The organism is Plantactinospora soyae, assembly GCF_014874095.1.
Taxonomy (GTDB): domain Bacteria; phylum Actinomycetota; class Actinomycetes; order Mycobacteriales; family Micromonosporaceae; genus Plantactinospora; species Plantactinospora soyae.
The window spans coordinates 4,706,711-4,730,123 of record NZ_JADBEB010000001.1 but is presented as its reverse complement, the minus strand read 5'-3'; the positions used below and the strand labels follow the sequence as shown (position 1 = coordinate 4,730,123).

The 23,413-nt window shown below is 70.0% G+C and carries 24 protein-coding genes; 11 read left to right on the top strand and 13 right to left on the bottom strand.

Translation table 11 applies throughout. From position 1 onward, the window contains the following. Positions 1-219: 219 nt before the first annotated feature. From H4W31_RS21050 to H4W31_RS21040, 4 genes are read left to right on the top strand one after another with little or no spacing between them, the layout of a single operon-like run. A complete protein-coding gene (locus H4W31_RS21050) occupies positions 220-717 on the top strand; it encodes a hypothetical protein (protein ID WP_192768223.1) in 498 nt (165 codons plus the stop codon). 28 nt (positions 718-745) lie between these two features. Further along, a complete protein-coding gene (locus tag H4W31_RS43790) occupies positions 746-2,143 on the top strand; it encodes a hypothetical protein (RefSeq protein ID WP_264084078.1) in 1,398 nt (465 codons plus the stop codon). Beyond that, positions 2,046-2,999 (top strand): sensor histidine kinase, encoded by a 954-nt coding sequence (locus H4W31_RS42950; protein ID WP_318783314.1) that lies wholly within the window; start codon positions 2,046-2,048, stop codon positions 2,997-2,999. Before H4W31_RS43790 ends, H4W31_RS42950 begins: the two co-directional genes overlap by 98 nt. A 20-nt stretch (positions 3,000-3,019) precedes the next feature. After that, positions 3,020-3,754, top strand: a complete 735-nt coding sequence (locus H4W31_RS21040) for a response regulator (RefSeq protein ID WP_192768222.1) — start codon at positions 3,020-3,022, stop codon at positions 3,752-3,754. A gap of 22 nt (positions 3,755-3,776) precedes the next feature. On the opposite strand, the gene H4W31_RS21035 is transcribed toward H4W31_RS21040, so the two are convergent. The 4 genes from H4W31_RS21035 to H4W31_RS21020 all read right to left on the bottom strand — a co-directional run bounded on the left by H4W31_RS21035 (position 3,777) and on the right by H4W31_RS21020 (position 8,487). Beyond that, a complete protein-coding gene (locus H4W31_RS21035; protein WP_192772269.1) occupies positions 3,777-4,592 on the bottom strand; it encodes an endonuclease/exonuclease/phosphatase family protein in 816 nt (271 codons plus the stop codon). A gap of 43 nt (positions 4,593-4,635) precedes the next feature. After that, positions 4,636-6,186, bottom strand: coding sequence for a phosphatase PAP2 family protein (locus H4W31_RS21030; RefSeq protein WP_192768221.1), 1,551 nt, complete (start codon positions 6,184-6,186; stop codon positions 4,636-4,638). Positions 6,187-6,248: 62 nt separating this feature from the next. Then, a complete protein-coding gene (locus H4W31_RS21025) occupies positions 6,249-7,349 on the bottom strand; it encodes a YihY/virulence factor BrkB family protein (protein WP_192768220.1) in 1,101 nt (366 codons plus the stop codon). A 133-nt stretch (positions 7,350-7,482) separates the two neighbouring features. Next, positions 7,483-8,487 carry a diacylglycerol/lipid kinase family protein gene (locus H4W31_RS21020; protein ID WP_318783313.1) on the bottom strand — a complete coding sequence of 335 codons (1,005 nt, stop codon included), beginning with the start codon at positions 8,485-8,487 and terminating at the stop codon, positions 7,483-7,485. A gap of 112 nt (positions 8,488-8,599) precedes the next feature. Between H4W31_RS21020 and H4W31_RS21015 the strand changes: the two genes are divergently transcribed. Beyond that, a complete protein-coding gene (locus H4W31_RS21015) occupies positions 8,600-9,112 on the top strand; it encodes a DinB family protein (RefSeq protein WP_192768219.1) in 513 nt (170 codons plus the stop codon). 51 nt (positions 9,113-9,163) lie between these two features. Here the strand turns inward: H4W31_RS21015 and H4W31_RS21010 are convergent, their stop codons facing one another. From H4W31_RS21010 to H4W31_RS20985, 6 genes are all read right to left on the bottom strand, one after another. Continuing rightward, positions 9,164-9,748 carry a Clp protease N-terminal domain-containing protein gene (locus H4W31_RS21010; protein ID WP_225945618.1) on the bottom strand — a complete coding sequence of 195 codons (585 nt, stop codon included), beginning with the start codon at positions 9,746-9,748 and terminating at the stop codon, positions 9,164-9,166. Continuing rightward, on the bottom strand, positions 9,745-9,981 hold the full coding sequence (locus H4W31_RS21005) for a helix-turn-helix domain-containing protein (protein WP_192768218.1): 237 nt from the start codon (positions 9,979-9,981) through the stop codon (positions 9,745-9,747). The genes H4W31_RS21010 and H4W31_RS21005 overlap by 4 nt, the downstream gene beginning before the upstream one ends. A 352-nt stretch (positions 9,982-10,333) precedes the next feature. Further along, entirely contained in the window at positions 10,334-10,606 is a 273-nt protein-coding gene (locus H4W31_RS21000) for a hypothetical protein (RefSeq protein ID WP_192768217.1), read from the bottom strand. Positions 10,607-11,280: 674 nt separating this feature from the next. Further along, positions 11,281-12,072, bottom strand: coding sequence for a MerR family transcriptional regulator (locus tag H4W31_RS20995; RefSeq protein ID WP_192768216.1), 792 nt, complete (start codon positions 12,070-12,072; stop codon positions 11,281-11,283). Positions 12,073-12,095: 23 nt separating this feature from the next. Next, the gene (locus H4W31_RS20990) at positions 12,096-12,989 is read right to left on the bottom strand and encodes an alpha/beta fold hydrolase (protein WP_192768215.1); all 894 of its coding nucleotides are present in this window, start codon (positions 12,987-12,989) and stop codon (positions 12,096-12,098) included. A 359-nt stretch (positions 12,990-13,348) separates the two neighbouring features. Next, complete coding sequence (locus H4W31_RS20985; RefSeq protein WP_192768214.1) at positions 13,349-13,996, bottom strand: O-methyltransferase; 648 nt, start codon at positions 13,994-13,996, stop codon at positions 13,349-13,351. Positions 13,997-14,067: 71 nt separating this feature from the next. On the opposite strand from H4W31_RS20985, the gene H4W31_RS20980 reads away from it, so the two are divergent. After that, on the top strand, positions 14,068-14,703 hold the full coding sequence (locus H4W31_RS20980) for a TetR/AcrR family transcriptional regulator (RefSeq protein WP_192768213.1): 636 nt from the start codon (positions 14,068-14,070) through the stop codon (positions 14,701-14,703). A gap of 271 nt (positions 14,704-14,974) precedes the next feature. Here H4W31_RS20980 and H4W31_RS20975 read toward each other — a convergent pair whose 3' ends face one another. Together H4W31_RS20975 and H4W31_RS20970 are read right to left on the bottom strand one after the other, a co-directional pair. Continuing rightward, complete coding sequence (locus H4W31_RS20975) at positions 14,975-15,445, bottom strand: hypothetical protein (RefSeq protein WP_192768212.1); 471 nt, start codon at positions 15,443-15,445, stop codon at positions 14,975-14,977. Between the two features lie 175 nt (positions 15,446-15,620). Beyond that, positions 15,621-16,112 (bottom strand): hypothetical protein, encoded by a 492-nt coding sequence (locus H4W31_RS20970; RefSeq protein ID WP_192768211.1) that lies wholly within the window; start codon positions 16,110-16,112, stop codon positions 15,621-15,623. 257 nt (positions 16,113-16,369) lie between these two features. Between H4W31_RS20970 and H4W31_RS20965 the strand changes: the two genes are divergently transcribed. Then, positions 16,370-16,843 (top strand): GNAT family N-acetyltransferase, encoded by a 474-nt coding sequence (locus H4W31_RS20965; RefSeq protein WP_318783312.1) that lies wholly within the window; start codon positions 16,370-16,372, stop codon positions 16,841-16,843. Between the two features lie 137 nt (positions 16,844-16,980). Further along, entirely contained in the window at positions 16,981-18,156 is a 1,176-nt protein-coding gene (locus tag H4W31_RS20960) for a peptidoglycan DD-metalloendopeptidase family protein (RefSeq protein ID WP_192768210.1), read from the top strand. Between the two features lie 71 nt (positions 18,157-18,227). On the opposite strand, the gene H4W31_RS20955 is transcribed toward H4W31_RS20960, so the two are convergent. Further along, on the bottom strand, positions 18,228-18,854 hold the full coding sequence (locus H4W31_RS20955; RefSeq protein WP_192768209.1) for a bifunctional 4-hydroxy-2-oxoglutarate aldolase/2-dehydro-3-deoxy-phosphogluconate aldolase: 627 nt from the start codon (positions 18,852-18,854) through the stop codon (positions 18,228-18,230). A 179-nt stretch (positions 18,855-19,033) separates the two neighbouring features. On the opposite strand from H4W31_RS20955, the gene H4W31_RS20950 reads away from it, so the two are divergent. From H4W31_RS20950 to H4W31_RS20940, 3 genes are all read left to right on the top strand, one after another. After that, positions 19,034-19,990: a PP2C family protein-serine/threonine phosphatase gene (locus tag H4W31_RS20950; protein WP_192768208.1), complete on the top strand. Its 957-nt coding sequence runs from the start codon at positions 19,034-19,036 to the stop codon at positions 19,988-19,990. 132 nt (positions 19,991-20,122) lie between these two features. Beyond that, complete coding sequence (locus H4W31_RS44320; RefSeq protein ID WP_192768207.1) at positions 20,123-20,971, top strand: universal stress protein; 849 nt, start codon at positions 20,123-20,125, stop codon at positions 20,969-20,971. Between the two features lie 57 nt (positions 20,972-21,028). Further along, positions 21,029-23,401, top strand: coding sequence for a phosphoketolase family protein (locus H4W31_RS20940; protein WP_192768206.1), 2,373 nt, complete (start codon positions 21,029-21,031; stop codon positions 23,399-23,401). The last annotated feature ends 12 nt before the right edge of the window (positions 23,402-23,413 follow it).

The following is a 23,413-nucleotide window of genomic DNA, read 5'->3' as shown; positions in this document are numbered from 1 at the left end:
CGTCCACCCGATACACCGGAATCAGTCCGATATGTTCGGCGGCCGGTTTTTCCCGACCCTGCCGGGACACCGGTCCCGGGCCCCCGGGACGTCGGACGGAACATGATGCGTTGCCGACGGATCGTCCCGCACCGCGTTGATTCCCGGGCCTAGGCTGCGGGAGGACTGCCGTCGCCACCAGCGCTGGAAACCGTCGAATATGGATATGAGGGGAGTGTCATGACCGCAAAACCGACTCGCCCGGCCCGTCCCACGGACATCGCGCCGATCGTCATCGCCAGCGACAACAGTTTCGCCCACGCCTACGGCAGCGTGGCGGAAATGCTGAGCGAGAAGGACATCGGCGCCAAGTCCCAGGGCGCCCTGGAGTTCTTCGACCTCGCGGGTCGCCGGCTCGCGCCGGTGCTCAGCGACGGCTGGGAACTGGAGGGGCTGGTTGCCACCCTCGACGACCCGGACCCCGAACTGGTCCAGGCCCGGTTGCAGGCTGTGATCCAGCACGTCCGGGACTACATCCGGCGCAACCCCGACGTGGTCGCGGACTCCGGCCTGTCGGTGGAGGCGGCGTTGGAGGCCCTGCCGCAGATCGGCGGCGGCACTCTGGCGCAGGACGCCGCGCAGTTCCCGGGTGGCGAGCCGCTGGGGGGCGGCATGAGGCTCATGACGCAGGGCGGATGGTTCCACAACTCCCTGCACGCCGCCGGCTGGACCCACTGAAAATCTGATTGGGGCAGGGGTCGAAGGGGTGACGTCCACCGATAGCACGAGACGGTGGCCCGTACGACGGGTCAGCGCACTGGTCGGGGCAGCGGCGCTGGTCGCGCTCGTGGTGACCGGCCAGTTTCTCAACGCCAGTGAAACCACGGTCCAACTGACCGGTGAGATCGCGGTCATCGCGGTCGCGTTCACCACGATGGGCGCGTTGGTCCTGGTCGGGGTGCCCGGGCACCTCGTGGGTCGGCTCATGCTCGCCGCCGGGGGGGCGGCGAGCATGGCCGTACTCGCGGAGAGCTGGGGCAACTGGCTGCCGATGGCCTGGCTGAGCCAGTGGGCCTGGTGGCCGCCATACGGACTGATCTTCCTTGCCCTGCTGGTGTTCCCGGACGGGCGGCTGCCCTCGCCACGGTGGCGGCCGCTCGCCTTCCTGATCGGCGGCGGCACGGCCATCGCGGCGCTCGCCTACGCGGTCGCCGCGCTGGACGATCCGCACAGTCTGGTCAGCGTCGCCGAGGCAGCTCCCACGCAGCGGGCCCGGATCCTCGTGCTGGTGGCGATCCTCGCGATCGGGGTGACCCTGCTCGGTCTGCTCGGGGTGTTCGTCTCGCTGCTACTGCGCTGGCGCCGCGCCGATGGTGAGGCCCGGGCCCAACTGGCCTGCCTGCTCGCCTCCGCGGTCCTGCTGTTGCTCGGGCTCGTGCTGGAGGTCATCGACCTGAAGGGCGCCTGGGTGATCATGGTCGTGGCGCTTCCGGTCGGCATGGCCATCGCGGTGCTGCGCTACCGGCTGTACGGGCTGGACCAGGTCATCAACCGGACCATCGTCTGGCTGGTGATGAGCCTGCTGGTGATCGCCGGATTCGTCGGGTTGATCACGCTGCTGCGTGACCTGCTGATGCGGGGCAACACGTCGAACGCGTCACTGGTCGCGACCGGGCTGATCGCGGTTGCCTTCGAACCGGTTCGCGGCCGGGTCCAGCGTGGAGTCAACCGGCTGCTCTACGGTGACCGGGACGACCCGTACCAGGTGATGGCGCGGCTCGGTGACCTGCTCGGGCGGACGGTCGAGCCGGGTGCGGTGCTTCCGTTGCTGACCGGGACCATCGCCCGGTCCCTGAAGGTTCCGCACGTCTCGGTCGAGGTCGAGGGGCGCGACGGGCCCAGGATGCTCGCCGCGCACGGCATCGCGAACACACCGGTCGAGTCGTTCGACATGGTCACCCGGGGGGGAACGGGTCGGCCGGTTGATCGTCGCGACCCGCAGCTCCGCCAACCGGTTCACTCCGGTCGAGCGGCAGCTGCTGAAGGACCTGGCGCTGCACGCGGCGGTGGCGGCCGACGCCGTCCGGCTCATCCACGACCTGCAGGACTCGCGGGAGCGGCTGATCACCGCCCGGGAGGAGGAGCGGCGACGGTTGCGCCGTGACCTGCACGACGGGTTGGGCCCGACGCTGGCCGGGATGGCGATGCAGGTACGCGCCGCGCACAAGCTCGTCGCCGAACAGCCCCGGACCGGCCGGATCCTCGACGCGCTCGCAGCGGACCTGCAGACCTGCACCGCCGAGGTACGCCAGCTCGTCGACCAGCTCCGCCCGCCGGCGCTGGACCGGGGACTCGCGGCGGCGCTGCGCAACGAGTGCGGCCGGTTCGAGAGTTCGACGCTGTCGGTCCGGTTGCAGGTTGAGGGGAACCTGCAGGGGCTGCCGGCGGCGATCGAGGTGGCCGCGTACCGGATCGTCGCGGAGGCGCTGACCAACGTGACCCGGCACTCGCAGGCCAGCATCTGCTGGGTCAACGTCGACCGGGACCGCGCGCTGACCCTGGAGATCGTCGACGACGGTGTCGGGTTGGGTCCACGCCGGCCGGGCGGGGTCGGGCTCGACTCCATGCGGGAACGGGCGACCGAACTCGGCGGCGACTTCGACATCACCGAGCGGGCCCCGCACGGTACATCGATCCGGGTCCGGCTGCCGTTTCAGCCGGCGATCACCGACCAGGCGGTCGCCGGGGCGGCACAGAACGTCCCATCCACTATCGACCGCCCGACCACCAGCCCGCCGGCCGGTGAGATACCGACGATCGGCCGGACGGGCACCGACGGCGGGTCCGATTCGGTGCTCGACGGCGCCGACGAGTGTTGGGGAACTGCCCACCGCTCCGTGGCCGAGGCGACACCGGATGTGCCGGAGCCGCGTGGCGAAAGTGCGCAGCCGGCCGCCGCCGGCCAGGTCAACGGCAGTAATGGCCAGAGTCCGGACAGCGACGCGGGTCGGATCGGATAGCCCGCTACGCTGAACCCGCGATGGCTGAGCCGGCGTCGTGGATGGACCCACTGCCGACGCCGGTTCCGCCCAGGACGTGGCGGTACGTGCAGAGGCGGGCGACAAGCATGGTGCACGGTGGACGGATCCTCATCGTCGACGACCACCCGGTCGTGCGCCGTGGCCTGCGCACCATGCTCGAGGGCGAGTCGTGGGTGAGCGACGTGTTCGAGGCGGCGACCACCGCCGAGGCGCTCACCTCCGCCGTCACCAACCGGGTCCAGGTGATCGCGATGGACGTGTCGCTGCCGGACGGGGACGGGGTCGACGCCACCCAGCGGATCATGCAGTCCTGCCCGGACGTCAAGGTCCTGATGCTGACGATGGCCAACGACGAGGAGATCGTGGCCCGGGCGCTCCGTGCGGGCGCCCGGGGGTACGTGCTCAAGGACACCGATCCGGACGCGGTGATCGACGCCCTGCGTACCGTCGCCCAGGGCGGTGTGGTGCTGGGACCGGGTATCGGGCCGTCGGTGCTCACCGCGCTGCATCGCGGCCCGGTCGAGCTGCCCGCCCCGTTCAACCAGCTCACCTCGCGGGAACGGGACATCCTCGGTCGTCTCGCCCTGGGTGACACCAATGCCCGGATCGCCCGGCACTTCGGGCTGAGCGAGAAGACGGTACGCAACCAGCTCTCCGCTATCTTCGCGAAGCTCGGCGTGGCGGACCGGGTACAGGCGGCCCTGCTCGCCCGCGACGTCGGGCTCGGCACCTGACCCCTCCCCCGCCCACCGCTACTCAGCGGAAACTCAGATCGAAGTCGGCGACCAGCGGATAGTGGTCGGACGCGGATTCGGCCGTACCGCCGGTGACGACCCGGCACGGACCGGCGAGCCGGGCGAGCGGCGGCGTGGCAAGCAGATAGTCGAGTCGCATCCCGGAGAACTCCGCCCCGCCGCCCTGGCTGGTGGGTACGGTGTCCCGGACCGCCAGGCCCGGCCGCCGGAACAGGTCGAGGAAGCCGGCCCGGTCGAGCGCGGCGATCGTACGGGTGTCCACCGTCGTACCGTCGGGCAGCAGGTGCCGGCCCCGGTACTCGGGTCGTAGCCGGGCGATCCGCTCGTCGTGCCGGCTCCACGGGTCGAGCGAGTTCAGGTCGCCCATCAGCAGCACGAGGCGCTCCGGCAGCGGCCGGCGGTCCGGCCCGGCCCGGCGCGCCCCCGCGACCAGCCAGCCGGCCTCGCGCAGCCGGCGCCGCCCGGAGTACGGATCCAGATGGGTACTGAGCACCGTCAACGGCCCCCGGTCCGTCTCGAGCACCACCCGTTGTGCGCCGTGGTGGAACGGGCGGGGCACCGGTCTCGCCAGGTCGACCCGGCCGGGCGGGCGGACCAGCACCGCCACCGGTTGGCCGAACCATCCGCCGGCCAGGTACGGCCGCATCCCGAGCCGCCGGGCGACCGAGTCGAGCCGGCGGTGGTTCCGGCGGAGGCCGCGAAGTTCCTGCAACGCCAGTACGTCGGGCCGCTGTTCGGCGACGACCTCGAGAATCCGGTCGAGGCGGCTCGGATCGGTGCCGTCCAGCCCACCGTTCTTGATGTTGTACGTCATCATCCGCAACCGGCGCCCACCCCCTTCCCGGCCCGGCGTCCGGGTCTCAGTCGGACCGGGCGGCGCGGGCGAGTTCGTCGTCGAGCTGGTCCAGCTCGGCCGGCCTTTGCGGCGTCGTACGCTCAGGCGACGTCGGGTCCGTCGCTTCCTCCTGGCTCCCGGTATCCGCCCGCCGGCCGTCGTCCGCCCGCAGTTCCTCGTTCGGGCGTAGGACCAGCCAGAGGACGCCGATCCAGGCGATCGTCAGCAGCATGGCGCCGGCGAAGTCACTCGGATGGTGCATGCCCCGGTACATCCGGGAGGCCGCCACCGCGAGCGGCATCACGACCGCCGCGACGACGGTCAGCCATCGCCACCACCTGTCGGTACGCGGCATCACCAGCAGCGCGATCGCCGCCCAGAGGCACATGGTGGCCGCGATGTGCCCGGACGGGAACGACGCGGTCGGCAGCGGGCCGTCCAGGTGCGGCACCTCGGGGCGGGGCCGGTCCACCGCGCGGGCGGAGGCGAGGAAGAGGGTGAGTTCGCCGAACATGGTCAGCGCGAGGAACAGCACCGGCCGCCAGCGCCGCCAGAACGCGAGCGCGAGCGGGCAGAAGACCAGTGAGACCAGCAGGATGGCGTGGGTGTCGCCGGCCTTGCTCGCCCAGTAGCTGACGTCGTTGAGCAGGTCGCTCCGATGCGCGGCGAACCATTCCGGCACCCGGTGGTCGAGCGTGTCGACGAAGCTGCCGTCGACGTAGTAGCTGACCAGCATGCCGAAGGCGTACAGCGCGCCGAAGACCAGCACCCAGCCGGTGAGCACCTCGGCGACGGCGGCCCGGGGATGCGGCAGCACGTGTTCCTCGGCCGGCGCGGGCGCGATCTCCCGACCCGCCTCCGGCTCCAGCCCCTCCCCCAGCGGCCGGGCCGGCCGGCCCCGCTCACGACGCCACAACCGGAAGGCGTACGCGGTCACGCCCAGCCAGGCCAGGCCGAGCAGCCAGCCGGCGAGGACGTCCGAGACGTAGTGCACGCCGAGCGCCACCCGGGTCACCCCGACCGCCAGCACCACCGCGACGAAGATGCCGATCGCCGGCCGGCGCCACCGCCGCTGCATCGCCGGCAGGAAGACCAGCAGCAGCGCGCCGTAGGCGACGATCGATCCGAGGGCGTGCCCGCTCGGGAAGCTGTTGCCGGGCGCGGAGGCCACCGGGATGTCGACCACCGGACGCAGCCGGCCGACCAGCGCCTTCAGCGAGGGGTCGAGCATCAGCGCCCCGACCCCGGTCACGATCAGATAGAAGGCGAGCCGGCCCTGCCGACGGATCAGCAGGCCCACCACCGCGATGGTGACCAGCCACATCATGATCGGCCGGCCGCCCAGCGAGCTGACCGCCTGGAGCACGGTGACCAGCCCGTCGTACGACGAGACCAGCTCGTTGAACCAGGCGGCGGTCTCGTGGTCGGCCCGGTACAGCGGCTCCCAGTGGAACCGCACCAGCATCAGCAGGATCCCGAACCCGACGCCGGTACCGGCGACGACGGCGAACCCCGCCAGGCTCCGCTCCGCGAAATGCCCGAGGGGTCGTCGCAACACTTCGCTGACCGTGGCCACGCCAGAGCTCCCTTCTCGCGTCTGGACTGCCCGGTACCCGCCGCGCGGACCGCGTACACCCGTCAGCCGTCGCGGGGCTCCCCGCTCCCGCCCGTCCCGACCGCGTCCGGCAGCCGTTCGTCGTCGCCGCGGGGGGCGGGCACGGCCCGGCCGAGGGTGCCCTCGGGATCGATGTCGGCCATGTCCGTCGGGCCCTGGTCCGCGTGGTCCGGCTCCCAGCGGTCCGGCTCGGCGGGCTCGTGTTCGCCGAGCCGCAGCGCCTCCAACTGGGCGGCGAAGGCCAGGCCGCCGAAGAGCGCGATCCCGGTCAGGTTGGCCCAGAGCAGCAGCGCCATCATTCCGGTCAGTGCGCCGTAGGTGGCGTCGAAGGCGTCGCTGTAGCTGACGTACGCGGCGAGCAGGACACTGGCCAGCCACCACAGCGCGGTGGTGAAGCCCGCCCCGAACAGCAGCCAGGAGACTCCCGGCTGGCGGCGGCGCGGTGCGTGCCGGAACAGCACCGCTACCGCGAAGACGGTCAGGACGAGACTCAGCGGCCAGCGCAGGACCTCCCAGGCGAGGTCGGTGCGCGGGCCCCACCAGTCGTAGTGCTCCCGGACCGAGTCGCCGAGCGCGCCGCCGCCGACCAGGATGAAGAAGCCGGCCAGTGCCGGTGCCCCGGCCAGCAGCGCGAGAGTGCCGGCCCGGAGGTACTTCCGCAGCGCCGGCCGGTCCCGCTCCACCCCGTAGATCCGGTTCGCGCCCCGCTCGACCTGGGCCATCGTCGTGCTCAGCGCGAAGAAACCGGTCAGCAGGCCGAGCGTCAGCGCCAGCTCCCCGGCGTCCTCGGTCTGCTCCGAGTCGACGAGCAGGTCCTTGACGACGGCGTCGCTCGCCCCCGGGGTCAGCGCGATGACGGTGTCGGCGACCACCAGACCGCCCTCGTCCACGCCGAGATCGCTGATCAGACCGGACAGGGCGATCAGGAACGGCACCACGGCGAGACAGAGTTGGAGGGCGAGCGCCCGGGAGTGGCTGAACGCGTCGCCGTACCGGAACCGGATGAAGGCGTCCCGGAGCAGGTGCCAGCCGCCGTGCCGGCGCAGCGCGTGCCAGGCGTCGTCGGCGGAGAGTTCCTCGTCGGCCATCAGCCGGGTCTCCGGAACCAGTTTGGTGCTACTCACCGTGCCCTACCTCGCCTTGCTTGCTCCCGAAACCGCACCCAAAACCGCAGCCGAACCGCAGCCGAACCGCACCCGCACCCAGGCCGCACCCGCACCCGCCCGCACCCGCCCGCACCCGCCCGCACCCGGAAATCTATCGGGCTTCCTTCACCCGGCGTTCGCCCCGATCGGCCGCCGCGTCGGCGTCGACCGACAGGTCCGGTTCGGTCGCCGGCTGCGGTACGCAGAGCCAGAGCGCGGCGGGGCGGACCGCCACCTGCAGGGAACGGCCGGGTGGGATGACGTCGCCGTCCAGCTCACGGGCCTGCTCCCGGTTGCTGCTGATCGTGACCCGTCGGGCGCGCAGCACCTCCATCCGGGGCACCCGGTCGCGGCGCCGGAGCACCGCCCAGCCGAGCGACAGCCAGTGGTTGAGGGTCCGTGGGGTGAGCACCGCCACGTCCAGGAAGCCGTCGTCCGGCTCGGCGTCGGCCAGCAGGCGTACCCCGCCCTGTAGCCGCCCGACGTTGGCCACCAGGACTGTCCGGGCCCGGCGCCGTCGCGGTGGCTGGTCGTCGATCCGGATCGACACCTTCATCGGTCGGTCCCGCAGGTGACGCATCGCCCCGACGACGTACGCGGGCCAGCCGACCCGGGCCTTGGTGGTCTCCGAGGTGGCGGCGAGCATCTGTGCGTCGAAGCCCATTCCGGCCATCACCGCGAAGAACTGATCCCCGCAGACGCCGACGTCGATCTGTCGCCGGCCCTGTTCGAGGGCCACCTCGATGCCAGCGGCGAGGTCGTTCGAGAGCCCCAGGTTGGCGGCAAGCAGATTGCCGGTGCCGGAGGGCAGGATGGCCATCGCCACCTCGGTGCCGACCAGGGCACCGACGCAGGACATCACGGTGCCGTCGCCGCCGCAGACGAAGAGCACCTCGGCTCCGGCCTCGATGGCCCGCCGTGCCTGGCCCTGCCCCGGGTCCTCCGGCGTCGTGGTGTACCACGCCGGTTCCGGCCAGCCCGCCTCCGTCAGCGTGTCGGTCACAGTCCGGCGCAGTCCGTCGATGTCGGTCTGCTTCACCGGGTTGACCACCACCGCGGACCGGGGTCCGCCGCCATTGATCGTCGCACCGTTCGCGCTTTCCTGCTGCCGCTTCACGGCGCCAGTGTGCAGCAGCTTGCCGCCGTCAGCGACCCGGACGGGCGTGACGTAGCGCGCACGGTGTGCCGTCAGTGCCGGCCCGGCCGGCGTCGACCGCTACAGTACGGCCATGGTCGATCCCCCGCTCACCGGCGAGGAGCAGGTGTCCACCGACGGCGAGCGGGCGGTCTGGGAGGCGTTTCTCGACTGCCAGCGCCGGGAACTCGCCGAGAAGATCACCGGGGTGTCGGACGAGGATGCCCGGCGCCGCCTCGTACCCTCGCTGACCACCCTCGGCGGGTTGCTCAAGCACCTGTCGGTGGTCGAGCGGAGCTGGTTCCAGCGCCGGATGGCGCAGCGGGACCCGGCCGACATCTCCGGTTGGGTGGACGGTGGCGACCCGAGTTGGACGCTCGGCCCGGACGACACGGTCGAGAGCCTGCTCGCCGAGTACGCACAGGCGTGCGCGGAGTCGCGCCGGGTCGCCGCCGAATTCGCCCTCGACGACTCGGTGCCGCAGGCCCGGCTGGGCCGGGTCTCGCTGCGATGGATCTACGCGCACATGATCGAGGAGACCGCCCGGCACGCCGGGCACGCCGACATCCTCCGCGAGCAGTTGACGCAGACCCGGTCGACCGGCTGAGCCGGGCGCGTACCGCCGTCGGCCCGGGGCGCCCCGGGCCGGCGTACCCGCTCAGGCGGCCTGGTCGAGGGAGCTGATCGTCCGGCGGCGCAGCTCGGCGAGGTCCAGACCCGCCTCGGTGAGGACGAGCGCGGCCAGACCGTTCCCCTCCCGGATCAGCCCGAGCAGGATGTGCTCGGCGCCGATCTGCCGGTGCCTGAGGTGGACCGCTTCCCGCAGGGCCAGTTCCAGCACCTTCCTGGCCCGGGGCGAGAACGGGCTGGAGAACTCCCAGCCACCGAAGAGTCCCCGCCGGTTACGTCGGGGCGGTGGCGGTTCCAGCGCTCCCACCCCGAACGACTCCTCGACCTTGGAACGCACCGCCTCCAGGTCGATGCCGATCGACCGCAGCGCCTCCGCGTCGCGGTCGCCGAGTTCCTCCGTGTCCCGACCGACCTTCCGGTCGATCTCCGCGATCACCCGGTCGGGGTCCACGCCGGCCTGTCGGAGCAGGACGGCGACGGAACTCTTCTCCTCGTCGAGCAGCGCGAGCAGCAGGTGCTCGGTGCCGACGCTGCGGTGTCCCCACCGGTCGCGCTGCACCACGGCCCCCCGGACCACGTCGCGCGCCTGCACCGTGAACCGCTCGAACATCATGAACCTCCCTGGGTACGCGTCGCCGGGCGTCCGGCGTGCTTCTTGTGTACGCCCTGCCTGCTGACTTCCAGCACGTCGGCGATCTCCTGCCAGGACCAGCCCTGGCGCCGGGCGTTGTCGACCTGGACGTCCTCCAGGCGTTCCAACAGCCGACGCAGGGCCATCACCGCTCGCAGCCCGACCCTCGGGTCGGTGCTGCCGGCCGCCGCCGCCAGATCCGTTGCCTGACTCATGCTGTCAACTTAGGTTGACAGGGAAGGCTTTGTCAACCCCGGTTGACACGCGTTTACACGAGGTGATCAGCCTCGGTGTGGGTTCTCAGCGAAGTTGATCCATTCTCACTGGATCTGATCCGTACCTGATCCGTTCTCACGGAACTTGATCCGAACCCGGCTGCGTGCCACCGTCCGGGTCGTCGCTTGTCGGGGTACAGGCTGAAGTCCCGAGATCGGTACGCCATCTCCACAACTGATGGGTAGGTCAGGTCCGGGTTGAGCCGCCACGGACGTAACACTGAGTAATGAAGGCCACGCAGGCTGGGTGCGCGCTCACCGCGGCAAATGAGCGTGGCGCGTCCATCAGTTGTTACTCGTAGCCGAGATCCTCTTCGGAGTTCAGGTGCCAGCCGTCGACCCGCTTGACCAAGACGAAGGCGGCGCGTTCAAAAACGTCCCAGTACCCCGACTCGGGATCGTGGCCACTTGTGTACCAGGTTGCCTCGACTCGCGCCGTGTCGGTGGTCTCGCCGACGACAGTCACCCTGTCCAGAACGGACCTGGCGTCGAAGAATCCGGCATCCCTGCCGCCGCGCTCTATGGCAAACTTGGCGCAAAAATCAGCAGGGCTCTCGTAGGGCAACCGGACCTCCCCTGATCGCGACTCGATTGGTCGTTGACGGTGCCGGTGCCTTGCATGAACTACACCCAGGTCTCAGGAGACCTCACGCAGACGAAGCATACTTCGAATGCGCCAATTCAGAACATGTCTATGTGCTCTGCTCTCGGCAGATGAGCGTATACCGAGGTGGCTAAAGATCTTTGCTGATTAGGCGGTCGTTCCCGGCGTACCGGGGGCAGCGCAACAACACGGGCCTGTGGTGGTCGGCCACGATCGGCGGGCATGTGGGCTTCGAGTCGTGGTTGGAGCGGGATCACCTGACGCTCCTGGACTTCGACCCCTCGGTGGTGGCGATGGGCGTCGCAGCCGTTCTGGCTGTCGTGGGACCAGGCGGGCCGGCGGCGCTCGCACGCGCCGGACTTCTTCGTACGGCTGGTCGATGGCACCGGTGTGGTGATTGGTTGGGAGTATCGGCTGGTGCACGAGCCGGATCCGGTGGTGATGGCGAACGTGCGGTGGCTGGCCGGGTATCGGTATCTGCGCTGCCTGCGGCCGGCGGTCGCTGCTGCCGCCCCGGCGGTGTTCGCGGAGCCGACGCCGTTGATGGACGGCGCGACACGGTTGGGTGACCCGCTGGCCAGTCTGCCGACGGTGTTCCACCTGCTGTGGTGCGGCCGCGCTGCGGTGGCTTCCTGTCATGTTCCGGCCGCAGCCGACGCGGGGTCCACTCGTTTGAGTTCCGTCCAGCCGGCCCAGCCTCGCTCCTTGAGCAACTCGATCAGCCGACGGGCCGGCGGCGCGGTGTCGAACGCCAGTGTGTCCATCAGCTTGACCAGCGGTGGCTCGATGTCTGTGTCGTCGACGTAGTTCTCGCCCCGTTCGTCGGCCATCCGTGTGATGTAGGCGGCCAGTTTGTCGGCCAGCTCGACGAGCCGCGGGTCGTCGTCGGCGCGGTCGAGGGCCTGGCCGAGGGTGAGATAGAAGTCGACGAGCTGCGGGTCGGCGAGCTGCTCACGCTTGCGTGCCATCCACTCCGGGACTCGCTCTGGTGAGCGCGCGGCCAGCGGGATCCAGCCGTCGCGCTCAACCTGAACGATCCGCTCGTCGACCCCGAGCGCCCGCAGCCGGTCGAGATACTCGACCACCACCGGGGGCAGCACCAGGTTGTCCCCGGAAGCCAGGCGGGCGATCCGCTCCCGATGCCGCTGCCGCTGCCAGATCTCCGCCCGTAGCCGCTTGTCGATGTCTGCGACCGCCGCGGCGAACTCCTCCTCGTCGGCCTGCAGCAGCTCCCGTACCCGCGCGAGCGGGACCCCGGCCTCGGCGAGGGTCCGGATCTTGATGAGCTCGACCATGGCGGTGGCGTCGTATCTGCGGTAGCCGGAGTGGTCCCGCTCCGGCTCCGGCAGCAGGCCCTTGGCGTGATAGTGCCGCACCGCGCGCACTGTCACTCCGGCATATGACGCCAGCTCACCGATGGTCAGCATCGCATCAGTCTCCTACGGCGCGTTCAAGGAGTCGGCCTGGCCGGCAGCATATTGCGAATGATCTGGGCGATCTCCGGGGCGTGGGTGAAGGCCAGCCGGTGGTCGGCGTCGAGCCAGAACGTGGCGATGTACGGCTGCTCGCGGACAAGCCGTTCGACGCCGGCACGCCAGTTCTGATTGAGGCGCGGCGCCGGCCCTTCGCCGCTGCCGCCAGCCATCGAGGTCGACATGATCATGCTGATAGGCCGGTCGATCTTCCTGTATCGGTCCCGGATCCCGGACCGAACGACATCGACCTCGACATTCAGGTCGAAAATCTCTTGGGCGGTGAGCAACACCTGACGGGCGGTGTCCCGCAAGGATCCCTGCTGCGTTGCCAACTCCTCCCACATCGCGAGAAACGCCGCCGCGTCCGCCTCGGTGATGAACGGATCGGGCACCGGGTTCGCCCCGTCGATGAGAACGAGTTCGGCGACGGTGCCAAGATGCTCGGAGGCATAGTGCACGGCCAGGTCAGCACCCAGTGAATAGCCCACAAGCACGGGCGCCGAGGGCAGGTCGAGGCGTTCCAGCTCCGCCATCACGGCAACGAGATCGCTGAGGAAAGCCTCGAAGGAGTACCGGTCGGCGGCGGAGGCACGGCCATGGCCGCGCAGGTCGAAGGTCACCACGTCGTGGTCATGCCGCAGCAACTCGGTCAGCTCGCGCAGGTCTGCCTGTGTCGAGTTCAACCCGGGACACAGGACCAGCAGTCGTCCCCGGCCGCCGCGAGACACCGGGATCGTGACGCCGTCGTGGTGGATCGTGAAATGCCACACCGCCCGGTCGCCCCTCTCAGCCCGCTCTCCATTTTCGCCGTGATCGCCGCGCGACCTGCGCGATCCGGCTACCTCCACAGCACTGGTTTCCTTGGTCATGCCACCATGCTCAAAGGTTGACCCTGCGTCAGGGTCAAACCGCCGCAGCGACAAGACCACACACACGACCGCCGGCCTGTGCCCCACACCAGCTGCGGCCGGCTGTCGCACGAGCGCGCCGAATCCCCGTTCGACCAGGCCACCCACGCCAAGCCACAGTTACGAACAGTCGGCCATGGACGGAATCGGCCAAGCCCAAGGCCGACCCTGGAGCCTGAAGAGCATCCGCGCATGCCGCGATCCGGGCGGGCAGTGAGAAGAAGACGCCCTGGGCTTCTCACCGAAACTGATCCGCTACTGGTCGGCTACTGGTCGGCTGGCCACCCCGGATCAACTTCGCTGAGAACCCACGAGCAGCGTCAGGTTCGGCAGCTGATCTCCATGCCGTCCTCCACCGGGAACGCGATGGTGACGTATCCGTGTGCGGGATTGCGGACGTAGGCGAGATAGTCGGCCATGTTGGCGAAGGTGGTGTCATCGGCGACGATGAGGGCGGCTGGGGCAAGGCGGTCTTCGAGCAGCCGCAGCACGGGCAGACAGAGGTCCTTCCAGCCGTCGAGTAGCAGCAGGCCGATAGGTCCGCGGACCTCGGTCAGAGTCTCGAGAGCGTCGCCCGCCAGGACCGTCACGTACTGGGCTACGCCGGCCTGCTCCAGGTTCCTGCGCGCGGCGTCGACCTTCGCCTGGCTGAGCTCGGTCGTCCATACGTGCCCGACACCGTTGTCGGCGACCGCAGCGGCCAGGTGGATCGTGGAGGTGGCATAGGAGGTGCCGAACTCGACGATCGTCTCGGGGCGGCCGTGGCGTACGAGCGCGTAGAGCAGTTGACCGCCCGATCTGGAGATCGGCATGTACTCCCCGGCCAGCGCATCGGCGCGCTGTTTTGCCGAGGCGTCGGCGAAGGGCGTGTCCAGCGGCCACGGCGCGGGGTTCACCTCTTCGAGGTCGGCGGCCGCGAACAGCCGATCGAGAACAGCGGCCGTGTCAGTCGTTGTCAACGTGTTCATTGGCGCTACCGTAGACGCACCGTTGCGTCTAGACAAGGTGCTAAGGTCGCCCAGTCGAAGGGAACGGACATATGGGCGCTGACGCCAGCGGCACCGCAGGTAGACACCGCGGCAACAGGCACGGCCGCAGTGAAGAGGCCCGGCAGAGCGTGCTGGAAGCCGCCGATGACCTGCTCGTAGAGGTCGGATACTCGCGACTGACCATCGAGGGGATCGCCGAACGCGCGGGGGTAGCCAAGCAGACGATCTACCGCTGGTGGTCGTCGAAGAACGACATTCTCATGGACGCCTTCGTTCAGGACGCCGCCGAAGCCCTCATCCCGTCAGACACGGCGGACCTTCGACAGGACATGCGTGCCCACGCCCGCAAGATCGCCCGCTTCCTGACCGAGTCCGACGCCGGCGCGGTCTTCCGCGCCCTCACCGCCCAAGCCCAGCACGACCCTGCACTCGCCGCCCGGCTGCGCTTCGAGCACCTCGGCAAGCAACGCAGCTACGACCGGCTCCCCTTCGAACGCGCAGTCACCCGCGGCGCACTCAACGCCAACACCGACATCGACCTTGCCGTCGACCAGATCGTCGGGCCCATCTACTACCGCGTCCTTGTCAGCGGCCAGACCGCGTCCCCAAAGTTCACCGACACGCTCGTCGACGCCGTCCTCACCCAGCTCTCGCCAGCGCAAACCGGGTCTCCGCATCGCGCCTGACCAGCAACGACACGAGGGCCGCAGGTCGAGCGGGGACGATACGTGCAGGTCAAGGCCGTTGAGCGCCGCTCAGCGCCCTTGAGAGCGCGGCCCCGCTCCCAATCTGCTCCCCACGCCATCCCACGATCCGAGGGAAATTCGGCTCGAGGCGCACTGACATAGCCGAAATGAGCACGTCGAACCAGACCGGAAGCGTTAAGTCAAAACGTCTATCCGCGCCGTCGGTCGATACCCCCGGAACGGCTCAACGCCATCCGCCGGGCCTGATCCCCTACCAACGATGGTCCTCTATGGCGGGATCCCGGTCCGCCCATCTGCCCGGCTTCTTCCGAGGCTGCACAATGAGCAATGCCGTCGCCAATTGGGCACCAGCTACGGGCAGCGCCGCCTCCGGACCGTAAACGCTGAGCACGAACAGCGGAAACGGCACGGCGAAGAGCAGGACCGCGGCCAGCCTGAACCAGTACCAGCGAACGTCGGACAGCAGACGCAGCACTCCCAGGCAAAAGGTGGCCGCGACGCTCACGAACACCCACAGCGGACTGAGCCACAGAACCCCGATGATCATCAAAGACAGGCTTTCGGCGAGGGGTGTGCGCGGGTGCAGATCCCAGAGGGCATAGCCGGCGAAGCCCATCGCGCCCAGACCGAGGTAGAACAGCACATGGATGCTCAACCAGAGGGCGGTCGGTAGCTCGGCGAGACGATGGAGCGGCCGGCAGCGAAGCACGTCGACACCCATACCTGCATGGTATCGAAGCCAGAGACCATGATCAGCCCGGCCGATGGGTAATCTCGCCTCACGAACGGTGGTTAGCCGTGCCGCGCTCTTATGCCTGCTCGGCCAGCGGATCTGCGAAGTGGCTCGGTGCTCGAAGTATCCGGATCCGCCGCGATCAGGGTGGGCGAGCGTGGAATCAGTGTGCGGTCGGTGCCGGCCTGCGGCGAACGCGCCACCACACCTCGACGAGGATCGGTGGCAGCGCGATCGCGGCGCCAGCGAACGCAAGTGCCCGGGTACGCCGTTGCTGAATTTCTTCACGTAGTTCTTCGTAGCTGGCCTGGTGTTCGATGACGTCGCCACGGGACCGTACGCATTCGTCACCGGGCCCGATCAGGACATCGTGGTTGGCCGGGTTGGCCTCGAAGCAGGCGATCCTGGTCGGCTTCAGTTCCCAGTTGACGCGGTCCCAGTCGACGTCGACCCACGACTGCGACGTGCACACGTCGCCTGAGCAGGAGGTGTGCACCGGCAGCTCCCAGCCGGAACGCAGCATGAGAGCGCCGACGAGCAGGCCCAACAGGACAGAGGTGAGGAAGACGACCGCGCGCATGTCGGCTTGGACCGCCGGCAGTCGTGCCTGGTTCCGCCAGAGGCGCCGCGCGATCCTGGCGACAACCACCCACATCGGCGCACCAACCCAGATCGGCTCCTGACCCTCGGAACACCGACATGCCGCGACCCGGGCGGTCGCCCAACCCGTGACAAGCCCGGTTGTGAGTCATCGGCATCGCGTGTGCGGTTGCGCGGCCACCACCTGAAGAGAGGCAACATGGAGACCATGTCCCTACCTACCCCCACGCTGCGGACCGCTCGCCTGCGACTGCGTCCGTTCAACGACGCCGACGCGAACGCCCTCTTCGCGCTGCACAGCAGCGCCCCTACGTGCTGCGCTACTGGGACTCGCCGCCCTGGAGCGAGCGGGTGTGCGCCGAGCGGTTCATCGTGGCTTGCCGGCAGATGGCAGAGGAGGGCACCGGGACACGGCTGGCCATGGAGCGCGTTTCCGACGGGACGTTCCTCGGCTGGTGCAGTCTGAACCGGTGGAACCCGGACTACCGCAGCGCGTCGATGGGCTACTGCCTCGACGATGCGGCATGGGGCCACGGCTACGCGACTGAGGCCGCGCACGCCTTGCTGCAATGGGCATTCGACACGTTGGACCTGAATCGAGTCCAGGCCGAGGCCGATACGCACAACGTGGGGTCTGCCCGCCTCCTGGAGAAGCTCGGATTCGTGCGTGAAGGGACGTTGCGCGAAGACTGCGTCGTGAACGGCGAGGTCTCGGACTCGTGGGTGTACGGGCTGATCAGTCGGGAGTGGCGGCCGTCGTCCGAGGCAAAAGATCAGGTTCGGTGAGAAGCAGACGCCCTGGCCCGAGGATGATCTGAAGGTTATCTTCGCTGCGCTAGCAGCAACCTGTAGACAACTTTCCGTGCGCTGTTTATCGTCAGCACAACCCAGAACGATGTCCTTCGATGTGAAAGAGGTCATCAATGGTGTACGTCAGACGATGGGCCGGCATCACCACGGCCCTACTAGCGGCGGACCTCCTCGTCGCGGGCACCGCCGCCCACGCCGCGCCCGCGCCGGACCCGGTGAAGGTGAGCGTCGAGGACGCCGTGACCGCCAAGCTGCTCGGGCAGGTCAGCGCCACGGCGGCGGAGCACACCGACGCTCCCGAGACCCGCGTCACGGTCACCCGCCGGGCCGGCACGTGGGCCTTCGGCACCGCCGTGGCTCTCACCTCCCACGAGAAGGACGTCCACCCGACCGGCGCGATCTTCATCGCCCGTGCCGAGGCCGGAACGTGGCGGGTGCACTTCGATGGTGAGGCCGGCTTCAACGAACTGGCCGCCGAATCGCCCGTGGTGAACCAGCAGGAGAAAGGGGTATTTGCCGGCACTCCCGGCATCATGGCGGGTGGCGACTACCGGACCGGGATGGCCCTGCCGTTCGCGGTCGGCCAGACCTGGACGATGACCAGCGGCCCGCACGGCTGGAACGGCTACGAGGCGCCGTACAGCTCTGTCGACCTGGCCGGCGGCGACCAGGTGGTCCGCGCGGCGCGGGCCGGCACGGCGTACACCATGTGTACGGGCTACATCCGGGTGATCCACGACCGTGGCTACTCCACCGACTACTACCACCTGTGGAGCAGCATCTCGGTCAACGGCGCCGCCGTCGGCCAGGGCGCGTACCTCGGCACCACGGGCACCGACGTGACCTGCGGCGGGGCGGCGACCGGTCGGCACGTCCACTTCGCGTTGCGGCAGAACAGCGCGTACGTGGGAATCGCCGGCCACAGCATCGGCAAGTGGGAGTTCGCCAACGGCGGGGCGGCGTACCAGGGCAGCGCGCGACACGGGTCGGCCACGGCCGGCGTCGGAGGCGGCCTCTACAACCACGGTGCGCTGGGCTTCAACCAGGCGGTGGTCGACGCCAACGGTGGGGGCACGCTGACCAAGCGGTCCGGGCCCGGCAGCGGCCACGCCGCGCTGGGATCGGTGAGCGACGGCGCCACGGTCACCGTCTCGTGCTCCGCCAACGGCACCTCCCACAGCGGGCGGTACGGCACCACGTCGCTGTGGAACCGACTCAGCGATGGCGCCTGGGTGTCCGACGCCTACCTGTGGACCGGGCTGACCGGTCCGGTCAACGGGTGGTGCTGAGCCGGGTCGACCGAGCGTTGGGGTAGGGGTTCCGCCGTCGCGGCGGGACCCCCGCACTCGGGCAGGTCGCCTTACGCAGGACCCACGATCGCGGCTCGGAAGGCGGCCGCCCGCAGTCGCAGGGAGTCCAGGTCGCCGCCGCGCGGAGCGCTTCCGAGCAGCGGCTCCGCCACGCCCACCGCGACCGCACCGGCCGCGAAGTAGTCCGGGATCGACTCGATCTCCACCCCGCCGACCGGCACGAACGGCACGTCCGGGAACGGTTCCCGGAGCGTACGCAGGTAGTCGGGCCCGCCCAGCGAGGCGGGAAAAACCTTCACGGCAGCGGCGCCGGCCAGACTGGCCGCGACCACCTCGGTCGGGGTCAGGGCGCCCACCAGGGCGGGAATGCCGAGCCGGACCGATTCCGCCACCGCCGGCACCAGTCCGGGCGTGACGACGAACGACGCACCCGCCTGCTCCGCCTGCACCACGTCCGCCTCGGTGAAGACCATCCCGGCGCCCAGTGGTGCGTCCGGTCCCAACGCGGCGCGGGCCCGGACCAGCACTCCGGCCTCGTCCTTGGAGGTCACCGCCACCTCGATCAGCGCGATCCCCGCCTCGGCCAGCACCAGTACGCTCTCCAGCGCCGCCTCCGGGTCGTTGCCCCGTACGACGGCGAGCAGCCGGTGCCGTCGCAACGTCTCGGGCAGGTTCACCGGTCCATCCTCGCAGCTCAGACCGGTCGTCGCGGCGCATCGTGGCCATCTGTACACGGTGGACCCTGACCGGCGTCCCGCAGTCCGGCCCACCGACCTCATCGCAAGAAACTGGGGTGGAACGGGAGGATTCGCATATACCGCACAGGCCGTTGGCGAATCCTGCTAACCTCCCCGCCATGCACCGAAGCCCTGTCACGGGTCCCGATCGGATGCCCGCCGAGGGCGACGTGACCCGTTCCTACACCCATGCCGGCCGCCGGCTGCACGTCGCCGGTGGCTCCCGGGTGGGTAACCGCTACGCGGCGAACTTCGACGTCCTGCACGTCGATCCCACGCTGCCGTTTCTGGCGGTGGCCGACGGGATGGGCGACGGTCGCGGCAGCACCGTGGCGGGCAGCACCACCATGCAGACCATGGTGACCGCGGTGCACGCGGCGGGCCACGACATCGGCCCGGGTCAGCTCCGGGAGGCCATGGCCGAGGCGCAGTTCCGGGTCCGGGCGGCCGGCGCCGAGCTGGGCGAACTGACCGGCTGCACCTTCACCGGCCTGGTGCTCGCCCCGACGGAGTCCGGGGCGCCGGAGGGCGGACCACCGGCCGGGGCGACGCCGGAGCGGGCGCCCGGCACCGAGGCGCCCAGCACCGGCCAGCGAGGTTGGCCGCGCCAGACCCCGCCGGCCCGAACGGCGCCCGACGCCGCGGACCGGAACGGCCCGGCCGTACCCGAACTGGCCGCCTGGATCGTGCAGATCGGCGACTCCCGCGCCTACCGGCTCCGGGACGGCCTGCTCGAACTGCTGACCGTCGACCACACGGCCGCCTGGCTGGGTGCCGTCTACGGCTGGTACCCGGCCGACTCGCCGGCGGCGGCCGCCGCGCGCTACCAGCTCACCCGGTACGTGGGACACCCCGGCGATCCGGAGCCGGATCTGCTGAGCGTGGCGCTCCGCCCCGGCGACGTCTACTGCCTCTGCACCGACGGGGTCGCCGAGCAGCTCGACTACCAGCGGTTGGCCAACCGGCTCGGCGCGACCACCAGCCCGGCCGAGGTGAGCCGCGCGGTACTCGCCGACACCCTGGTCGCGGGCGGTCGGGACAACGCCACGATCGCCGTACTGCGGGTGGAGAACTGACCGACCCGCCGGCCAACCGGGCGTACTGGCTAAATCCGACACATCTGACGTAACGCCCGGATACCCTCGGCAGGTGATGCGGATACGCCACGTCGTCGGAAGTCGGCCGGTGGGCCGGCTGACCGCGGGTCCGTGGTGAACACCCCGCACGAGACGCCGGTCGTGGTCGGCGTCGACGACTCCCGACTCAGCATGACGGCGGTACGGCTGGCGGCCCGGGAGGCGGCCCTGCACTCGCGCCCGCTACGCATCGTGCATGCGTTCAACTGGGTCGCGAACCCCTCCGAACCGATGCCGGAGGAGCCCCGCAAGCCCGCCGAGGAGTTGCTGGACCGGTCGATCCGGACCGCCACCGGTGTCCAGCCGCAGCTGACGGCGACCTCCGCCCTGATCGAGGGACCCGTTATCACCACGCTGCTGCGCGAGTCGGGCTCGGCCGCGCTGCTGGTGATCGGCGACGGTGGGCTGACGGTGAATCCTGACGTACCCGCCGACTCCGAGGCCACCGCCGTGCAGATCGCCGCCCGCGCCGGATGCAGCGTGCTGGTCGCCCGGGAGACGTTCCCGTCGACCGGGCCGGTGGTGGTCGGGGTGGACGGCTCCGCCAGTTCGCTGGGAGCGCTGGACTTCGCCTTCGACACCGCCGCCCGGCACGCGACCGACCTCGTCGTGGTGCAGGTCTGGGACCCGGACGAGACGACCGGCGACCTTCCGGCGGAGGCGGTCGGTCAACTGGCCGAGGCGGTCGCGCCCTGGCAGCGGAAGTACCCGTCGGTCTCGGTCAGCCAGCAGGCTCGGATCGGCGACCCGGAGGCGGCGCTGATGAAGGAGGCGAGCCGGGCGGAGGTCGTGGTGGTCAGTGCCCGGGGCGACGAGCCGTGGCGGGGGATGCTCGGCGCGGTCAGCCAGGCCATGCTCTACCACTCGCCCGCCCCGGTGATCGTCGTACGCGGCTCGCACGGCTTGTACATACAGGAGTGAGCCGGTGAGATCGCCGTACCGGTCGCGGATCGGGTCGACCCGCGAGAGGGTCGGAAGATGAAGACCTCGCTGGACCCGCGTCTCCGGCTGACCGACGAGGAAGTGGGACGGCTCGACGCCTACTGGCGGGCCGCCAACTACCTCAGCGTCGGGCAGATCTACCTGCTGGCCAATCCACTGCTCCGCGAGCCGTTGACCCGCGAGCACATCAAGCCCCGGCTGCTGGGCCACTGGGGCACGGATCCGGGGCTCAACCTGGTCTACGTACACCTGAACCGGGCCATCGTGGCCCGCGACCTGGACGCGATGCTGGTGACCGGGCCCGGACACGGTGCTCCGGCGATCATCGCGAACACCTGGCTGGAGGGGACCTTCACCGAGGTGTACCCGTCGGTGAGCCGGGACGAGGCCGGGATGGGCCGGCTGTTCCGGCAGTTCTCGTTCCCCGGCGGGATCCCGAGCCACGTCGCGGCGGACGTACCGGGGTCGATCCACGAGGGCGGCGAACTCGGGTACTCGCTCTCGCACGCGTACGGGGCCGCGTTCGACAATCCCGACCTGCTGGTGGCGTGCGTGGTGGGCGACGGCGAGGCGGAGACCGGACCGCTGGCCGCCAGTTGGTTCTCCGACGTCTTCCTCAATCCCGCCCGGGACGGTGCGGTGCTGCCGATCCTGCACCTCAACGGCTACAAGATCGCCAACCCGACCGTGCTCGCCCGGATCCCGCCGGACGACCTGCTCTCGATGCTGCGCGGGTTCGGCTACCAGCCGTACCTGGTGGCGGGTGACGAGCCGGCCCGGGTGCACCGGGAACTCGCGGCCGCCCTCGACCGGATCCTCGACGAGATCGCCGAGATCCAACGCCGGGCCCGCAGCGGCGAGCGGATCGAACGGCCGCGCTGGCCGATGCTGGTGCTGCGTACCCCGAAGGGCTGGACCGGACCGGCCGAGGTCGACGGGGAACCGGTCGAGGGGACGTTCCGGGCCCACCAGGTTCCGCTGCAGGGCGTACGGGACGACCCGGAGCACCTGGCCCAGTTGGAACGGTGGCTGCGCTCGTACCGGCCGGAGGAGTTGTTCGACGCGACCGGCGCACCGGTCGCGGACCTGGCCGGGCTGGTGCCGCGCGGGCACCGGCGGATGAGCGCCAACCCGCACACCAACGGCGGCACGGTGCTGCACGACCTGGTGCTGCCGGACTTCCGCGACCACGCCGTCCCGGTGGACCGGCCCGGCCTGCCGATGGTCGGCGCCACCGGGGCGCTCGGCGGCTGGATCCGGGACGTGATCACGGCGAACCCGGACCGGTTCCGGCTGTTCGGGCCGGACGAGGTCGAGTCGAACGGGCTGGCGGACGTCTTCGACGTCACCGACCGGGCGTTCCTGGGCCGGACCGAGCCCGGCGACGACCATCTCTCCCCCGGCGGACGGGTGATGGAGGTGCTCTCGGAACACCTCTGCCAGGGCTGGCTCGAGGGCTACCTGCTGACCGGCCGGCACGGGGTCTTCACCAGCTACGAGGCGTTCATCCACATCGTCGACTCGATGCTGAACCAGCACGCCAAATGGCTCAAGGTCACCCGGGACATCCCCTGGCGCCGACCGCTCGCCTCGCTCAACTACCTGCTCTCCAGCCACGTCTGGCGGCAGGACCACAACGGCTTCTCCCACCAGGATCCCGGCTTCATCGACCACGTCACCAACAAGAAGGCCGAGATCATCCGGGTCTACCTGCCGCCCGACGCCAACACCCTGCTCTGCACCATGGACCACTGCCTGCGCAGCCGGCACTACATCAACGTCGTGATCGCCGGCAAGCAGTCCGCGCCGACCTGGCTCTCGATGGAGCAGGCGGTGCTGCACACCCAGCGCGGCCTGGGAATCTGGGACTGGGCCAGTACCGACACCGGACACGAGCCCGACGTCGTGCTCGGCTGCGCGGGTGACGTACCCACGCTGGAGACCCTCGCCGCCGCCGACCTGCTCCGCCGGCACCTGCCCCAGCTGCGGGTCCGGGTCGTCAACGTCGTCGACCTGATGCGGCTGCAACCCGCGACCGACCACCCGCACGGGCTGCCGGATGCCCAGTTCGACACCATCTTCACCCGCGACAAACCGATCATCTTCGCCTACCACGGCTACCCGTGGCTGATCCACCGACTCACATACCGGCGTACGAACCATGACAACCTGCATGTCCGGGGCTACCGGGAGGAGGGGACCACCACCACACCCTTCGACATGGTCATGCTCAACGACCTCGACCGGTTCCACCTGGTCATGGACGTGATCGACCGGGTTCCCGGCCTCGCCACCCGGGCCGCCCACCTCCGCCAGATGATGGTGGACGCACGGCAGGAATGCCGCGACCACACCCGCCGGTACGGCGAGGACCACCCCCAGATCGCCCAGTGGCAGTGGCCCGGGTGACCGGAGCCGCCG

Coding starts and splice junctions, on each gene's coding strand:
- H4W31_RS20940 (WP_192768206.1), top strand. CDS start 21,029: ATGAAGACCTCGCTGGACCCGCGTCTCCGGCTGACCGACGAGGAAGTG.
- H4W31_RS20970 (WP_192768211.1), bottom strand. CDS start 16,112: ATGTGGGTGGTTGTCGCCAGGATCGCGCGGCGCCTCTGGCGGAACCAG.
- H4W31_RS21050 (WP_192768223.1), top strand. CDS start 220: ATGACCGCAAAACCGACTCGCCCGGCCCGTCCCACGGACATCGCGCCG.
- H4W31_RS20960 (WP_192768210.1), top strand. CDS start 16,981: ATGGTGTACGTCAGACGATGGGCCGGCATCACCACGGCCCTACTAGCG.
- H4W31_RS20950 (WP_192768208.1), top strand. CDS start 19,034: ATGCACCGAAGCCCTGTCACGGGTCCCGATCGGATGCCCGCCGAGGGC.
- H4W31_RS20995 (WP_192768216.1), bottom strand. CDS start 12,072: ATGCTGACCATCGGTGAGCTGGCGTCATATGCCGGAGTGACAGTGCGC.
- H4W31_RS21010 (WP_225945618.1), bottom strand. CDS start 9,748: ATGATGTTCGAGCGGTTCACGGTGCAGGCGCGCGACGTGGTCCGGGGG.
- H4W31_RS20975 (WP_192768212.1), bottom strand. CDS start 15,445: ATGGGTGTCGACGTGCTTCGCTGCCGGCCGCTCCATCGTCTCGCCGAG.
- H4W31_RS21015 (WP_192768219.1), top strand. CDS start 8,600: ATGGTCGATCCCCCGCTCACCGGCGAGGAGCAGGTGTCCACCGACGGC.
- H4W31_RS20990 (WP_192768215.1), bottom strand. CDS start 12,989: ATGACCAAGGAAACCAGTGCTGTGGAGGTAGCCGGATCGCGCAGGTCG.
- H4W31_RS21005 (WP_192768218.1), bottom strand. CDS start 9,981: ATGAGTCAGGCAACGGATCTGGCGGCGGCGGCCGGCAGCACCGACCCG.
- H4W31_RS20985 (WP_192768214.1), bottom strand. CDS start 13,996: ATGAACACGTTGACAACGACTGACACGGCCGCTGTTCTCGATCGGCTG.
- H4W31_RS21040 (WP_192768222.1), top strand. CDS start 3,020: ATGGCTGAGCCGGCGTCGTGGATGGACCCACTGCCGACGCCGGTTCCG.
- H4W31_RS21035 (WP_192772269.1), bottom strand. CDS start 4,592: ATGATGACGTACAACATCAAGAACGGTGGGCTGGACGGCACCGATCCG.
- H4W31_RS20980 (WP_192768213.1), top strand. CDS start 14,068: ATGGGCGCTGACGCCAGCGGCACCGCAGGTAGACACCGCGGCAACAGG.